Raw genomic sequence first — 14,155 nt, 5'->3', positions numbered from 1 at the left:
GGAACAGGGCGGACATCGATTTGAACTCACGCAGAAGACCACTGCGCAATTTCAAATACGAGTCTTCTTCTAGCCCGGGAACCCCACCCGGACAAGAAGAACTTCGCCCTTGAGCATTGTCAGCCAGCCCCTACAGTCGGGAAGCCGCTCGAATGGCAGATGAACGGCCACCTATCTGGGTGTAATTGACCGCTGAATATTAAGTGACTGGTCCTTCAGGTAAACTTTTAATTGGCCTCAATAATGCTTTATCACACTTAATCATTGAAAAAACAGTTGAATTTTATTCGCAAGATTCAACGGACATTAGTCTTAGTTGATAAATTACCTTCGTTTATAATTTGAAACTTTGCTATCTCAAACGACTAGGGAAAGTTTTGACAAATTCAGTGAAACTGTTGATTCGAAAAGTTAAAGCATGGGTTAGGAAGCTTAGTTATCATTAGAAACTAATCTGACAGTTCAATATCAAAGTCCCCGTGTACCAAGGAACCAACGACTAATCCAACAAAAAGTTGAGTTCGCACATGTCTGCCTTTCGAATACCATCCCGGCTGGAAGGTATTCTGGGCAAGGCCAAGTGCTTCTCAGAGTGTGAGGTTCAGACGGGTTGGGACTGAGGATTAGCCTAGCTAGAGCGTTAAGCGGTGCATTTCCGCTTGGCGTTCTGGCGTAGCTAACCGGAAGTCCCAGTCTGACCTGAACACGTTTCGTCCATATCGCAGCCAGCGTGAAAGACCAGTATTTAAGACGTGGTTTGTCGGCTTAAATCTGTGTCCACCACGTCACGGCCATTGCCTAGAATGCCTGGAAGCCGGCGTAGGACGTCGCTACAACAGCAGGTTTACGCTAACTCGCACTGTTTCCAGCGGGTCTAAGCTGGCGGCTTTTGAACTTAAGAAATGACATGATTTAACCATCTTTGATGCTAAAGAATAACTAGCACAACGCGCTTCAAGGCACTAGCTCCCGATTTAAGAGTTCGCCGTCGCCACAAAGCGTGCTAGTTCGTCTGTTGACATGCCGGCACTTACGCCGACTAGTAGTTTGATCCGTGCTTTTTGACCATTCAAGCCTTGGCAGAAAATCACACCCATCTGCTTCAATTGCACACCGCCACCCTCATAAGCGTAAACGTCTTGCGCAATTCCGTTAAAGCACCGTGAAACGAGCACGACTGGAATCTGCATATCCAAAAGTTTTTGAACCGCTGGCAAGGTTGCCGGTGGTAAGTTACCCGCGCCTAGCGCCTCAATCACGACCCCGTGCGTCGTTGGTTGTGCGATGGCATCAAATAATTCTGGCCCCATCCCGGCATAGGCTTTAATTAAGAAGACATTGTCAGTGACGCTTTGAATCGGGCAGACCGTTGAACGCAGTAGTGATTCGAAGAAGACCACGCCTTTATTGGCAACTAATCCGATTGGCCCAAAAGTGGGTGTCCGGAAAGTGGCCACGTTGGTCGTGTGGGTCTTCGTCACGTAACGGGCCGAGTGAATCTCATCGTTCATCACGACGAGCACGCCCTTTTCGGCCGCATCTGGCGTACTAGCTGTCTGAATCGCTGTTTCTAAATTATGCAACCCGTCCGACCCGATTTCATTGGCCGAGCGCATCGCACCGGTAATCACGACTGGTAGCTCATTCGGTAACGTTAAATCCAAAAAATAAGCCGTTTCTTCTAATGTATCCGTTCCATGGGTGACCACCACGCCATCAACACCTTCGTGGGCCGCTTTATCGATGCGTTGCTTCAGTTGCAACATCCGTTCAGGCGTAATGTGGGGTGAAGGAACATTGAAGACATCTTCAGTTTCCAACTCAATATCGGCACCGAATGACGATTGATAATTGTCCAACGGATTTTCTGCACCGGGCGTCACGTTGCCAGCTTCATCCGCCGACATGGCAATCGTACCACCGGTATGTAGTACCAAAATCTTTTTCACGTTAGCTCCTCCTGTCTTATCATGTGCGGGTCATCCGCAACTTCAGTAAAAATTATTTTAGGCCTGCCATCTTAGAATTGCAATCCGCCCTCACCGCTTCTTCATGTCAACTTCCTTAGATTCTCATATAACGTATCCTCACAACGAACACCACCTAAAAAAGATCGCCACTGATTCGTTAGTCAGTTAGTTACTTAGTTACTGAGTGACTAACTTTTGACCGGACTAATTAACCTCAAGTTGGCCAAATCATCAACCAATCGCTAAATTCCGCTAATTATTTTGTCGTGCTAATCCCCCGTCATAGCTGACTTTTCACCCGCAAGCGGCTATCAAAAGACAAATTATGTTTGACAGAATAGCTAGTTGCCTTTATAGTTAGTTACATAAGTAATTAACCAAATAACAAACTAACAACCCAAAAGGAGTTTTACAAAATGACAACGACACCGATTATGACTGTCAACGACCTGCACAAAACGTATGGTAAGGCCGGCAGCAAACAATACGAAGCCTTGAAGGGCATCGACTTCAACGTCCAATCAGGCGAATTTGTCGGCATCATGGGGGCCTCTGGTTCCGGGAAGACCACGCTGCTGAACATGCTAGCCACTTTAGACCAACCAACTAGTGGTGAAGTCACGATTCGCCAGCAACCCATCACCCATTTAAAAGGCAACCAACTGGCCGATTTTCGTTCCAAGGAGATTGGGTTCATCTTCCAAGACTTCAACTTATTAGAAACAATGACGGCTTATGAAAACATCGCCTTGCCGCTGTCATTGCAAAATACACCTAGCAAGCAAATCAAACCGGCCGTCGAAAAAGTAGCCCAACAGTTAGGTATTCAAGAATTTCTCACAAATTATCCAAACGAACTCTCTGGTGGTCAAAAGCAACGGGTCGCAGCGGCACGGGCCCTCATCAATGATCCTGCAATTCTCTTTGGTGATGAACCGACCGGCGCACTAGATTCCAAGTCCGCGCGGGAATTGCTTGATTTATTTACCAAAATCAACCAGGAACGGGCCGTCTCAATTCTGTTGGTAACTCACGACCCCTTCTCAGCTAGCTTCTGCCAACGGATCCTGTTCATCAAAGACGGACAGATTGGACAAGAACTGAAACGGGGAACGGCCAGTCGGAGCGACTTTTATCAACAAGTGCTTGATAACCTCGGGACGTTTGAACAATAAGCGAAATTAATCAAAAGGAGTTTTATCACGATGTTAACTAAACTTGCCATGACCGGGTTCAAACACCGCTGGCGCGATTATCTGGTCCTATTTTCAGGACTGATCATGTCCAGTGCGATCTTCTACATGTTTGAAGCCCTCGCCACCAACAACGCGTTCTTAAAACAAAACACCAGCATCGGTATGGTCGGCTTTATCTTCCAATTCGGCTCAGTCTTACTGACGATTATCACGTTAGTCTATATCGGCTATGCCAACTCATTTTTACTCAGCATGCGCAAACGCGACTACGGCCTCTTTATGATGGTCGGTGCGCGCAAAAGTAAAATTGGACAGCTGATTTGGCTTGAAACCTTATTGGTCGGGGTTACTGCGACCATTGTCGGAATTTTAGTCGGAACTGCCCTGACTGCCGGCGTAAGTCAAATCCTAATCAACAGTTTAGGCCTGACGCTACACCGCTTTGCCGCTTGGTACGCACCCGCCGCACTCGTCACGATTCTCTTGTACGTCGGTTTATTCCTGATTGCCGGCGTCTTCAACCTGATTGCCCTGACTCGGACCCCTGCTTTGAAGCTGCTCCATAGTAACGATCAACCCAACCGACCGCAACTCAAACCAATGCGGCAATTGCTCGAAGTCATCGTAGGCTTGATTTCCATTGCGATTGGTTACTGGGCTATGGCTAACTTGGAAACACTCGTGCTGGCTGGTATCGGTATTGCCCTAGTCACCATCGTTTTAGGCACGTACCTGCTATTTAACGCCATCTTCGTTTGGCTAATGGTCGCCCTGAAACGGTTCAAGTTCGCACAACGGGGCTTAAACGGCTTCACGCTTTCTCAGCTGAGTTTTCGCATCCGTAATTACACTAAGATGCTATCGATCGTCGCCATGTTATTCGCACTGGCACTGGGTGCAATCACAGTCGGGATGGGCTTTCACAGCCAGATCCCACTGATGGCCAACGCCAACAACGCCTATGATATGGGCCTCGTTAACACGACCAAGTCTGAGCGTCAACAAATCGCGGCTATGAAGCCAAAGACGACCCACACTTATCATTTTAAAGCGACTAAAAAAGTGACTTACTATCGTGCGGCTGAATTCAACCAACAGCCCTTCACGACCATCAAAATGCAAAACAAGCATCAATTGGACTACCGACCAGTTCAAAATAATGCCGCTAAGTTACAAAAGTCGTTTGACAACTATCAACTGACCCAGCTTCAAGGCGGTACCATGGCCGCAACGACACCAGTTTTCTTGTCCGAAACGGCTTACGCGAAGCTCGCCCAGCCTGAACAACGCCTGACCGTTTTCACGACCAACAGTGTCCTTGAACACCGTAGCGCACTTGCCAAATTAGCCAAGGAACACTTCCACACCACGAATCCTGAGCAATACGGTGGTCGCTATGCGATGTATCAACTCGTCAACAGTATGTATTCCGGCCTTGAATTCATGGGGATGTTCCTCGGAATCGCCTTCTTAGCCATGTTAGCTAGTTGTCTGATGTTCAAAATTTTATCTGGGGCCGCCGCTGACCAACATCGGTATGCCATGCTTGATAAAGTCGGCACGACCCGTCGTCAATTGACCGGGGCTATCAACAAGGAAATCGCCGTACTGTTCATCTTACCCGGTATCGTGGGGATTGTTCACGTCTTGTTCGGCTTACAAATGTTCAAAATCATCATGGTCACGTCACCTTACACGGGCATCTGGCTACCGTTTCTAATTTTCGCCGGCCTGTACCTGTTGTACTATCTGATGACCATCACCATCTACCGGCGCATCGTTTTAGAATAACCTTTTGGAGGAGGGAACAATCATGGTATACTTTGGATTAGTCGCTTTATTAATCGTTATTACACCATTACACCGTTACGCGCTCGCAAATCGTCGTCAATTTTGGTTAGGCGCGCTCATGCCGCTCTTATGGATGGGCGTCAACCTCGGACTTGCCTTCCAGGTCGTCTTTGAACACCAAGACGTGCTCTTAGCCGTTCTGGGCACCCTCCTCCTAGGTTCTAGTTGGATCGCTGCTCGCATCGACCGTACCGAACGACAACTGCACCAGCCGCAGCATAAGGTCACAACGAAATAGGGCAATCACTGCAATGAGGTGAATAGAATGCAGTTCAACTTTAATAGTACGGAACCAATTTACTTGCAGGTTGCCGACCAAATTGAAGAAGCTATCTTTACTGAAACCTTCGCTGAAGGTGAGCAAATTCCTTCGACAACCGAGATTTCTAAAGAATTTCATATCAATCCTGCGACCGTTTTAAAAGGCATGAACATCCTAGTCGACGCCCAATTGATTGAAAAACGTCGGGGGGTCGGGATGTTCGTCATCAGTGGTGCGCAACAGCGCATTGTTGATAAACGGCGCGACCAATTCTATGCGGATTACGTCAAAAAATTAGTCAGTGAAGCGCAGAAATTGCACATCACTCAGACTGAACTAGCAAAATTAATTGAACGGGGGTTTTCTGAATCATGAGTATTCAAGTTCAGGCCGTCAAACAGGCCTTTCACAGTCAGGTCGTTCTGGATGAACTTAACCTGACCATCGAACCTAACACGATTTACGGACTGTTGGGCCGCAATGGCGCGGGGAAAAGCACCTTGCTGAACATTATCAGTAATCGCATCTTTGCCGATAGCGGTACCGTGACGATGGATGACGAGTCCATGCGGGACAACGACCGGACCTTGGGCCGACTATACTTGATGAGTGAAGTGAACCTCTATTCTGACCGAGCACGCGTCAAGCAACTTTTCAAAACGACCGCTTATTTGTACGGCAGTTTTGATTTCGCCTACGCTGAAAAATTAGCCCAGACATTTGGACTCGACCTAAACACCCGCTTCGGTAAATTGTCGACGGGATACCGCACGATTTTTAAACTGATCGTGGCGCTCTGTGTGCCGGCCGACTACATCTTCTTGGACGAACCCGTCCTCGGTCTGGATGCCAATCATCGTGAGATTTTCTACCAAGAACTTATCGAAACGTACAGTGAGCACCCGCGGACCTTCGTCATTTCGACCCATCTGATCGACGAAATCGCCAACATCGTTGAACACGTCTTCGTGCTCGACCAGCATCAGATCGTGATTGATGGCGATGTCTCCGATATCCTCGCGCAATCGTACGCCGTCACGGGGCCACAGGCGGATGTCGTCGCCTACACGAACGGCCTCAACGTTATCGGTCAAGACGCACTGGGTGGAATCACGGCCCACTATGTCTATGGCGGTTTAGATGATAATCGGCCAATTCCAGACACCGTCAAGATTGAACATCTCGACCTGCAAAAACTTTTTATCAACCTGACTAACACCAAGGAGGAGGCCGCCACTCATGTCAACTAAAGTACAACGGACCACCCGTTATTTGTTGTTGGACCAGTTAAAACTGGCTGGTTGGTCGATTCTCACTCTGATTGGATTGTTTATCGTTCTTCCGTTGTTGGTGTCCTTGCTGACCGGTAATATTGGTCATTACCAGTTCTTACGAGATATTGCTAATCTGAATCCAGGGGCCCTATTCTTCCTATTGATTTTTATCTTCGGCGCTTTGACCTACGATAACTTCAAGCTGTTCATTCAAAACGGGATTTCGCGGCGCACGTACTTCAGTGCGCGCCTGCTATCATTGATTTTATTCAGTGCCCTGTGCGTGATTGTCGGCGGAATTTATTACTTCGCCATTCACGCCCCTTACATGCATTGGAGCACGCAACAGGCCCTATTAAAGACGGGTACCTCGCTTTACGCCTACGCTTTTGGTTCCAATGTCACGCTTAACGTTGCCCTGAATCTCATCTTTAATTGGATTTTCTACATTGGAACTGGTTTGACCGGCATGGCTTGTGGCACCCTGCTCGCTCTATTCGGCAAATGGGCCAAAACCATCTTGATTGTTGGGGCGCCCATTCTAGGCGTCATCGCAATTTGGTTACTCGCGGTGGTGATGGTTCGCAGTCAATCCAGTTTTAGCTACACTGGTTTAGAAGCCTTCCTGAAATTCCTAGTGGGTTACCCCAGTCATGGGCCAGCCGACGCCGGCTATTTCAACCCGGTTATGCCATTGATTACCATGTTAGTTGGTTGTGGCGTTATCGGAACACTGGCTTACCTGTTCAATCGTAAATTACGGATTAGAAACTAAATGCTACGCAAAATACCTGAGCACGACTTGTTAAAAGTCAGCTCAGGTATTTTTTGATTTATTCAAAAGTATTGTTTTTGGTCGTAAACCGCTGATTTATCAGTCAGTGATGACGGATTGACGTAGCGGTTACTTTTCAACTTGCGTGTTTTCCAAATCCGTTTTAACGACGATCACGTCAGTCAGTGCGTTACGTTGCACATAGGTCGTCACAGAACCTTCAAGCACCCGTTCAACCGCGTTCAGGCCAGTCGCACCCATCATAATCAAATCGTTATGATGATCCTTGACGAAGTCCTGTGAAATAATTGGCTTAGGGCTACCCATCCGAATGTGAAAGTCAATGTCATCGAAGCCATCCTTCTTGATTTGACCGACCGTTTCTTTCAAATAGGCTTCTGAATCTTGGACGAGCTGATACGTAATATCGCCATCAGCTAGCCCGGCTAAATTATAGCCAAACTGTCCAGGATCAATGACAGCTAACACGTCAATGTGCGCGTCATTCCGCTTAGCAACCGCCACCGCTTTATCCAGTGCGATTTCCGCTTGCTCTGAACCATCTAGGGGAACTAAAATATTCGAATATTCTTGTAACATTTACGTCACGCCCTTTCCATCTACTAACCTTATTTTAACATTTATCGCCATTGAATGCGTTGTCATTTTCAAAAGCGGGTGGTGTTTGACAGTTATTTTTCTGGATTGTACTCGGCACTAACTCGAATTCAACGCTTGAGGACGGCCCTCACAGTTGCCATTAAACGCAGAAGTCCAAGCCATCGACAATGTGCTCAATCAATGCAGATACGGGTATTCTCTTCTCAATCACCGTTGATGAGAGGGCTCGAACATGATTAGCTAGACTAATGGATGTGGATAAGTTCTGTATGTTGCACTTGACATGATAATTCTTAGCAGCAGTTTTTCATAGTTTTTTCTCTTAATTGATTTGAATCCACATCATAATGACAAAGACCACAAATATGACAATCAATGCACCAATCCAACGGTATTCACTTGCCAAGATAAAATTGACATCCTTTAGCCCAGCTTTCGTTCTTTTTCGTTTTGTTGCATAGATAACCAGTTCAACAACAATTGTGTAAAGTAATGGTGCCAATAATAAGAGGAACCGATTTCCATGTGCATCCGCCATACCATTGCCATTAATGTGAGTGGTTATTGTTTTTGGCGATATACTGATAAAAACTAGTGCGATCACATATAATAAAGCATATGCTGAACGACAAAATGTTTTGAACTTTAACATGCTTTTCATCACTCCCCGAGCTCGTACGACTATCCCATCTACCAGTTACTTGTCTCCGAACGTATTTTATCCAACTCAACTACTACCATATTTCCGAGCCATCTGTGAAAGGCCGAATATTCCTGTAACATCTGCGTCCTACCCAATTATAGCTAAGTTCATTCTAACATCCAGCCCCATTGAATGCGCTTCCTTTTTAAGATCCAACATACTTGCAGCATCCAACAATCATTCATAGCCCGCAACCTTTGATTCCCTCACCCCAACTTTACACAAAATTTACAGCAACAACATTCGATATTTACAGTCGCTGCTTACAATAAAAATTAATCACTGGGGGTGGGTTGAATGATTGCTTTGGGAATGCAACCAGGTTTAATGGCAAATCACACGATTGTGATCAATAATGACCTTTCATATCAACTACAACTGATCAAGCAGCGCTTTGGTCAACATTTATTTCTATTAAGAGTCAGCGCCACAACCACTCTAGGAACACTGACGGTTGAACGGATTCAATTTACGAACTTCGCAGCCGCCCATGACGCCTTTGAAGCGCGCTGCCACCAGCTCACTCAACACTAAATTTATCCAACGCCAGACCGGATTATATGATAGGATGGTAGCTAGTTATTAATTAGCTAAAGTGAGGGTAATTTACTAGTGGTGCAATTTATCAAACAACTCTGGCGGCGCTATCAAAGTGTGCTGTCCTATTTAATTTTTGGGGGCTTAACCACCGTCATCAACTTTATCGTGTTTGGCATTTTCGACCAATTCTGGCCGTATTGGATTGCCAATACGATTGCCTGGTTACTATCAGTCCTCTTCGCCTACGTGACCAACAAACGGTGGGTTTTTGAATCACACACACCTACGTTTCGTGCGGTGTTAGCCGAAATGACCTCGTTTTTCGGCTTTCGGCTACTCAGCTACTTTGTTGACCAAGGAATTATGATCGTCGGGATTTCCGTCCTGCACGGCAACAGTCTGCTTGTGAAATTAATCGACCAAATTATTATCGTGTTACTCAACTGGTTCTTCAGCAAGCTCTTTATTTTTAAAGACCGCCAACACTAACCATTTAAAGTCTTGCTCGCTAGCAATCAACTGCTCACACCGTTGCCAGCAACCGAGACGCTTGAATCACCAAAAGACGCCCATTTCACCAGCCCTGGCTGTATGAAACGGACGTCTTTTTTGATTTCTGCCTTTCAACCAAATTGGCGTTGCACAGTATGTAACGTCGCTAGCTTTGTGACCACATCATCAATATTGACACCATCCCAATTATAGAAGATGAATTGGCGGCCGCCCCGCATCTTGATGACGAGATGCCGAGCAGATGACGCGTATCCGTTTCGAATCTCAGCCTGATCAGTCGTCAAGGCATAGTACTGAATATCATCAACGTTCAAGACTAACTCACCGATTCTGACGACGACTGGCTGGTCCACTTCAGTCGGTGGCCGCACTGACAAGCAAGTGCCATCGTGGTGCTGGTACCGTAATTGCACCGCAACTAAACCGGCTGCTGTCAACTGCGGATCAAAGAAAAACTCCGCACCAATATGCAAGGCGCTCGCGGGTTGAACCGCCGTGAGTCGAAATTTAAAGTGCCGACCGTGAAAATCAGTCAAGATGCCGACATCATAATCGGGTCGCATTGCTGTAATATGCCCAATCATCATTGCTCACTCCTTTCATTCAATTACTGATAATGTAGCACGCTTCACAAACTAAAAGACGATTGAAACTCAAAATCAACACATTTCGGCCGAAATTATTAAAATAGTAATTAAATTGACCTTACTCATGCTAATATTTGAGTGAGCTTACTTTATTATTGGAGGTCCTGCTGATGACCCTAACGAATCAAGAAACGGACTATTTACTGAACTTACTAACCAATCAAATGCTGAACTTACTGAGCCGGGTGACGCGTTGGCAAACCCACAGTCTAAGCCAATCGCAATACGACCAGCAAGTTGCAGAAACGCTCCAACCTGAACTGACGCTATTATCGACCCTCACGGAAAAGTTAGGCCCTCAAGCTAGTGATACCACCCAGTTAGGCGCAATTCAGGTCGGATTAGCAAAACTTCAAGCTGCCACCACCTATCAACTGACGACTGAACAATTAGCCCAGGCCAACGAACGGCGACTACATCGACACTTTCGGGACTGATCATGGTTTTACCTCGGTCATAATTCATGACTAATTAATTGGCTCACGCATGCTTGTCCTGCGCACATGTCGATTAGAATTCTAACTAGTCAGTCATGGTCAGCACAAATCAAGCCGATTTGGGGATAATCCTGCAATCCTTAACAGAAAATTCAAATTTCAATCACGGGATAGCTATTTTTTCTCGATACAATGGTTTTATAAAATAACTTAACCATTCGATCGAAGGAGGGCTCCCATGTTCTTAATCGTTTACTGTACCTTTGCTATTGCGGTGTTTTTCTGGATTTTCGGATTCGTGAAGACTGCAATTATTATCGGCGTATTGGCACTGGGCTTGATTGCTTACTCCTTCATCCGCCGAGAAGTCAATCGACGCCGATTGCTCAAACAACGTACCGTCACTAATAAAAGTCGCTAAAAAATTCCAACACGCTGGTGTCGGAATTTTTTTGATAAGCTTTAAGCTAAACAAGCAACAATCCGTTTGGCTGCTTCCTGAACGTTCTTAGGATCAGTGGCCAGATTGATCCGCACAAAGCCTTTATCAGCTGGACTGAACCATTCCCCAAAATCAACCGCGATATGACATCGATCTTGAATAAAGGCTTTAGCATTTTCTGGCTGGACATAAGCTCGTAAATCTAGCCACGTCAGATAAGTACCTTGTAGCTCTGACAATACCAACTTCGGCGCCTGAGCGGCAAAAGTCGTTTGCAAATAATGATAGTTATCGCGGATGATGGCCAACACTTGGTCTAGCCACTCGGCGCCAGATTGGTAGGCGGCTTTGCCGGCGACCTGCCCCAACACACTAATTTCTGTCTGACTGAAACGGCCAATCTGATCATCGTAGCGCTGCCGTAACTCAGAATTTGGAATAATGATGTGCGAGTTTAACAATGACGCAATATTGAACGTCTTTGATGGCGCGTTGACCACGATTAGCCGGTCATTGAAGCGCCCATCCGCAACGGACAGTGCCGACTGGAACGGATGGGCTGCCCGGTCAATTTCTAAGTCCTGATGAATCTCATCAGAAATGACGAGGACGTGGTATCGTTCGCATAACGCTAACAAGCGTGTCTGTTCCGCTTCCGTCCAGATGCGGCCGACCGGATTATGCGGTGAGCACTGAATAAACAAGCGGACCTCATTGGCTTTGATTTTGCGTTCCACATCGTCAAAATCAATCGTGTAATGGCCCTGGTCATTGCGTAATTCAGACGTGACGAGTTGACGATGGTTATCCCGGACAGCGTTGAAGAATGGATAGTAGACCGGCGTCAAAATCAGGACGCCATCACCCGGTTGCGTCAAGATATTGACCAGTGCATACAGTGAGTTGACGACCCCACTGCCGAAACGGATCCAGTCCCGTTGGAGGTCAACACAGTGGCGGGTCTTCTGCCAGTTAATCAAGGCTTGATAATATGAATCTGGAGTAATCGAGTACCCATAGACACCGTGCGCGACCCGTTCCTGCAAGGCCTGCGTGACTGCTTCGGGTACCTTGAACTCCATATCTGCGACCCACATTGGTAACAGATCCGCATCCCCATAACGCGTTTGTAGCGCGTCCCATTTGAGTGAATCCGTATGTTGCCGAGTCGTTGCATATTGCTTAATAAATGCTGCCTTATCCATTCCATCGTCCTTCTTTCATTAAAATGCATCAAAAAAACTTCGCCCTTAGTTTATCTTCTAAGGACGAAGTTTATACTCCGCGGTACCACCTACATTACAGCTGCCTGTCACTCGCGCAACTTAATCGTCACGTTCAACCAGGCTATCGGTGGTCAATCCGGACTAACAGCGTCAACCGTTAGCCAACTCCGAGTTCATCTTCACCAGCCATTGATCGTCAAATCTCACCACTTCTTTGACTCGCTGAACATCCATGACCGGCTACTCTTCTCATCAACATTCCATTTTTACATTGGTACTAAATTACAACGTCGCCACTGAAATGTCAACCGACGATTTCAAACTGCGGTTCACTCGCAACTTCGTATCCATCCAAGCGCTGTTCAGCAGTTGGGAACGCCCCAGTTTGCAAAAAACGCTTGGCTTGCATGACCCGCGGCAAACTATTCGCCCAAGTCAATTCTGTTAAGGGAACGCGAACCGCACCGTCCGAGACAGCCTCGGTATAAGCGGGCCGTTTGGTCAATAATTGCCCACCCACGGGTTCTAGTAAATAATAAATATTAATCAAGCTTGTTGGTAGTTCTAATGCTGCGAGTGCTGGAATCGTCAATTGGATGGTCCCCAATTGCTTGGAAATAATGGTTTTTAATCCAGTTTGTAATTGTGCGATTTGACTAACGGACTCACTCAATGTGGCCCGCGTCGTCACTGGTGCCGTTACCAGGTCATAACGATTTTTAAACGGTCCGGTTAGGCATTTGTTAAGAACCATGGCCGTTGAATCACCAATGATACCGCAAACAAATAGTGGACTACTTGTTGGTTCGTTAATCATCAAATTTTTCCTTCTCTCAGTCATATGATTAAGCAGATAAATTAATTAGTCTATAAAAATATAACAATTTCATTTTACCCTACATTTATGATAAGAATCCAAAAAAAAGCGTGGTGTTGTGAATATTTAACAACTTTTAATAAGTGTATGAAAAAAATCGAATCTTGGCTACCAAAAAGCACAAGGTTCGATTCATTTTCTCAATCAGATTATTAATTAGTTTGCACATCCGCGGTATTGATGAACGACTGTGCAGGGACTCGAATCAACCAGCGCGTCATGGCTTGATGGCCAACGTGCATGCCGAGACCGTTCCAGAACGACGGTTGATAGGTCGCCGTCAATTTCATGGCATAGGCTTTTTCATGCTTCCGGTCTTCTTTGGCCAATTGCTTCTGCGACCACGGAATCCCCGCATCGGCCACTTTAACCTGTGACAGATTCGTCACGACCGTTGCTTTATTGCTAGAAACGGTGTACTTGGCGCCATCGACCCAGTAATTGTAAATGTGAACCGGCTTCTTGGTCGTGCCACGGTCAACCGTGACGTAATACGAGCCGTTTGTCCCGACACGCAACACGAGTGGTTCGACCGAATATGAAACTTTGACATCCTTTGAATCGGTGAGGTTGACTTGATTACTGAACGTCACGTAGCCCATCCCAACTAGCAATCCTAGACTGACGATTAATTCGACAGCGGTAATAAGAAGATTTCCCCATTCAAATGTGTGCTTACGCTCTACGATCATTTTGATGCGCCGGACGCGAATATGGTGAAAGACCCACACAACTAACGCCAACACGATGATCCAAGCAATGATTCCAATCCAATTCCATGCAGAAGTCATTGATTGCCAACCCTTTCTCAATTACATTAT

At 46.3% G+C, this 14,155-nt stretch carries 17 protein-coding genes; 10 read left to right on the top strand and 7 right to left on the bottom strand.

From position 1 onward, the window contains the following. Positions 1-974: 974 nt before the first annotated feature. Positions 975-1,949 carry an asparaginase gene (locus MZO40_RS06865; RefSeq protein WP_105961107.1) on the bottom strand — a complete coding sequence of 325 codons (975 nt, stop codon included), beginning with the start codon at positions 1,947-1,949 and terminating at the stop codon, positions 975-977. 437 nt (positions 1,950-2,386) lie between these two features. Between MZO40_RS06865 and MZO40_RS06860 the strand changes: the two genes are divergently transcribed. The 6 genes from MZO40_RS06860 to MZO40_RS06835 are packed head-to-tail and all read left to right on the top strand — an operon-like array spanning position 2,387 to position 7,328. After that, positions 2,387-3,145 carry an ABC transporter ATP-binding protein gene (locus MZO40_RS06860; protein ID WP_252133185.1) on the top strand — a complete coding sequence of 253 codons (759 nt, stop codon included), beginning with the start codon at positions 2,387-2,389 and terminating at the stop codon, positions 3,143-3,145. A gap of 30 nt (positions 3,146-3,175) precedes the next feature. Then, a complete protein-coding gene (locus MZO40_RS06855) occupies positions 3,176-4,957 on the top strand; it encodes an FtsX-like permease family protein (RefSeq protein ID WP_105961108.1) in 1,782 nt (593 codons plus the stop codon). Positions 4,958-4,979: 22 nt separating this feature from the next. After that, on the top strand, positions 4,980-5,255 hold the full coding sequence (locus MZO40_RS06850; protein WP_252133184.1) for a hypothetical protein: 276 nt from the start codon (positions 4,980-4,982) through the stop codon (positions 5,253-5,255). Between the two features lie 27 nt (positions 5,256-5,282). Then, positions 5,283-5,654: a GntR family transcriptional regulator gene (locus MZO40_RS06845; protein ID WP_003639455.1), complete on the top strand. Its 372-nt coding sequence runs from the start codon at positions 5,283-5,285 to the stop codon at positions 5,652-5,654. Next, the gene (locus MZO40_RS06840) at positions 5,651-6,529 is read left to right on the top strand and encodes an ABC transporter ATP-binding protein (protein ID WP_065674838.1); all 879 of its coding nucleotides are present in this window, start codon (positions 5,651-5,653) and stop codon (positions 6,527-6,529) included. Before MZO40_RS06845 ends, MZO40_RS06840 begins: the two co-directional genes overlap by 4 nt. Beyond that, a complete protein-coding gene (locus tag MZO40_RS06835; protein ID WP_105961109.1) occupies positions 6,519-7,328 on the top strand; it encodes an ABC transporter permease in 810 nt (269 codons plus the stop codon). Before MZO40_RS06840 ends, MZO40_RS06835 begins: the two co-directional genes overlap by 11 nt. A 129-nt stretch (positions 7,329-7,457) precedes the next feature. Here the strand turns inward: MZO40_RS06835 and MZO40_RS06830 are convergent, their stop codons facing one another. Both MZO40_RS06830 and MZO40_RS06825 read right to left on the bottom strand, forming a co-directional pair. Beyond that, complete coding sequence (locus MZO40_RS06830; RefSeq protein ID WP_050339706.1) at positions 7,458-7,928, bottom strand: universal stress protein; 471 nt, start codon at positions 7,926-7,928, stop codon at positions 7,458-7,460. Between the two features lie 343 nt (positions 7,929-8,271). Beyond that, positions 8,272-8,601 carry a hypothetical protein gene (locus tag MZO40_RS06825; RefSeq protein WP_088770886.1) on the bottom strand — a complete coding sequence of 110 codons (330 nt, stop codon included), beginning with the start codon at positions 8,599-8,601 and terminating at the stop codon, positions 8,272-8,274. Between the two features lie 348 nt (positions 8,602-8,949). Between MZO40_RS06825 and MZO40_RS06820 the strand changes: the two genes are divergently transcribed. Together MZO40_RS06820 and MZO40_RS06815 are read left to right on the top strand one after the other, a co-directional pair. Continuing rightward, entirely contained in the window at positions 8,950-9,186 is a 237-nt protein-coding gene (locus MZO40_RS06820; protein WP_105921733.1) for a sodium:proton antiporter, read from the top strand. Between the two features lie 78 nt (positions 9,187-9,264). After that, on the top strand, positions 9,265-9,681 hold the full coding sequence (locus MZO40_RS06815) for a GtrA family protein (RefSeq protein WP_021337693.1): 417 nt from the start codon (positions 9,265-9,267) through the stop codon (positions 9,679-9,681). A 134-nt stretch (positions 9,682-9,815) separates the two neighbouring features. Here the strand turns inward: MZO40_RS06815 and MZO40_RS06810 are convergent, their stop codons facing one another. Further along, positions 9,816-10,292 carry a hypothetical protein gene (locus MZO40_RS06810; RefSeq protein WP_225083285.1) on the bottom strand — a complete coding sequence of 159 codons (477 nt, stop codon included), beginning with the start codon at positions 10,290-10,292 and terminating at the stop codon, positions 9,816-9,818. A gap of 170 nt (positions 10,293-10,462) precedes the next feature. Here MZO40_RS06810 and MZO40_RS06805 point away from each other — a divergent pair, with 170 nt between their 5' ends. Both MZO40_RS06805 and MZO40_RS06800 read left to right on the top strand, forming a co-directional pair. Continuing rightward, positions 10,463-10,789, top strand: coding sequence for a hypothetical protein (locus tag MZO40_RS06805; protein ID WP_105961110.1), 327 nt, complete (start codon positions 10,463-10,465; stop codon positions 10,787-10,789). Positions 10,790-11,027: 238 nt separating this feature from the next. Then, positions 11,028-11,210 carry a hypothetical protein gene (locus MZO40_RS06800; protein ID WP_003639463.1) on the top strand — a complete coding sequence of 61 codons (183 nt, stop codon included), beginning with the start codon at positions 11,028-11,030 and terminating at the stop codon, positions 11,208-11,210. Positions 11,211-11,251: 41 nt separating this feature from the next. On the opposite strand, the gene MZO40_RS06795 is transcribed toward MZO40_RS06800, so the two are convergent. The 3 genes from MZO40_RS06795 to MZO40_RS06785 all read right to left on the bottom strand — a co-directional run bounded on the left by MZO40_RS06795 (position 11,252) and on the right by MZO40_RS06785 (position 14,125). Continuing rightward, on the bottom strand, positions 11,252-12,436 hold the full coding sequence (locus tag MZO40_RS06795; protein WP_105961111.1) for a MalY/PatB family protein: 1,185 nt from the start codon (positions 12,434-12,436) through the stop codon (positions 11,252-11,254). Positions 12,437-12,761: 325 nt separating this feature from the next. After that, entirely contained in the window at positions 12,762-13,274 is a 513-nt protein-coding gene (locus tag MZO40_RS06790) for a phosphohydrolase (RefSeq protein ID WP_252133183.1), read from the bottom strand. Between the two features lie 212 nt (positions 13,275-13,486). Further along, a complete protein-coding gene (locus tag MZO40_RS06785; protein WP_003639466.1) occupies positions 13,487-14,125 on the bottom strand; it encodes an LVIS_2131 family protein in 639 nt (212 codons plus the stop codon). Between the last annotated feature and the right edge of the window lie 30 nt (positions 14,126-14,155).

Source organism: Lactiplantibacillus sp. B652 (assembly GCF_023806745.1).
Classification (GTDB): domain Bacteria; phylum Bacillota; class Bacilli; order Lactobacillales; family Lactobacillaceae; genus Lactiplantibacillus; species Lactiplantibacillus pentosus.
This window is presented reverse-complemented; position numbering and strand designations above follow the sequence as displayed.

Excerpts from the sequence above, each read along its gene's own strand:
- MZO40_RS06795 (WP_105961111.1), bottom strand. The coding sequence starts at position 12,436 with ATGGATAAGGCAGCATTTATTAAGCAATATGCAACGACTCGGCAACAT.
- MZO40_RS06810 (WP_225083285.1), bottom strand. The coding sequence starts at position 10,292 with ATGATGATTGGGCATATTACAGCAATGCGACCCGATTATGATGTCGGC.
- MZO40_RS06825 (WP_088770886.1), bottom strand. The coding sequence starts at position 8,601 with ATGTTAAAGTTCAAAACATTTTGTCGTTCAGCATATGCTTTATTATAT.
- MZO40_RS06805 (WP_105961110.1), top strand. The coding sequence starts at position 10,463 with ATGACCCTAACGAATCAAGAAACGGACTATTTACTGAACTTACTAACC.
- MZO40_RS06820 (WP_105921733.1), top strand. The coding sequence starts at position 8,950 with ATGATTGCTTTGGGAATGCAACCAGGTTTAATGGCAAATCACACGATT.
- MZO40_RS06835 (WP_105961109.1), top strand. The coding sequence starts at position 6,519 with ATGTCAACTAAAGTACAACGGACCACCCGTTATTTGTTGTTGGACCAG.
- MZO40_RS06800 (WP_003639463.1), top strand. The coding sequence starts at position 11,028 with ATGTTCTTAATCGTTTACTGTACCTTTGCTATTGCGGTGTTTTTCTGG.
- MZO40_RS06850 (WP_252133184.1), top strand. The coding sequence starts at position 4,980 with ATGGTATACTTTGGATTAGTCGCTTTATTAATCGTTATTACACCATTA.
- MZO40_RS06790 (WP_252133183.1), bottom strand. The coding sequence starts at position 13,274 with ATGATTAACGAACCAACAAGTAGTCCACTATTTGTTTGCGGTATCATT.
- MZO40_RS06840 (WP_065674838.1), top strand. The coding sequence starts at position 5,651 with ATGAGTATTCAAGTTCAGGCCGTCAAACAGGCCTTTCACAGTCAGGTC.
- MZO40_RS06860 (WP_252133185.1), top strand. The coding sequence starts at position 2,387 with ATGACAACGACACCGATTATGACTGTCAACGACCTGCACAAAACGTAT.
- MZO40_RS06785 (WP_003639466.1), bottom strand. The coding sequence starts at position 14,125 with ATGACTTCTGCATGGAATTGGATTGGAATCATTGCTTGGATCATCGTG.
- MZO40_RS06830 (WP_050339706.1), bottom strand. The coding sequence starts at position 7,928 with ATGTTACAAGAATATTCGAATATTTTAGTTCCCCTAGATGGTTCAGAG.
- MZO40_RS06845 (WP_003639455.1), top strand. The coding sequence starts at position 5,283 with ATGCAGTTCAACTTTAATAGTACGGAACCAATTTACTTGCAGGTTGCC.
- MZO40_RS06855 (WP_105961108.1), top strand. The coding sequence starts at position 3,176 with ATGTTAACTAAACTTGCCATGACCGGGTTCAAACACCGCTGGCGCGAT.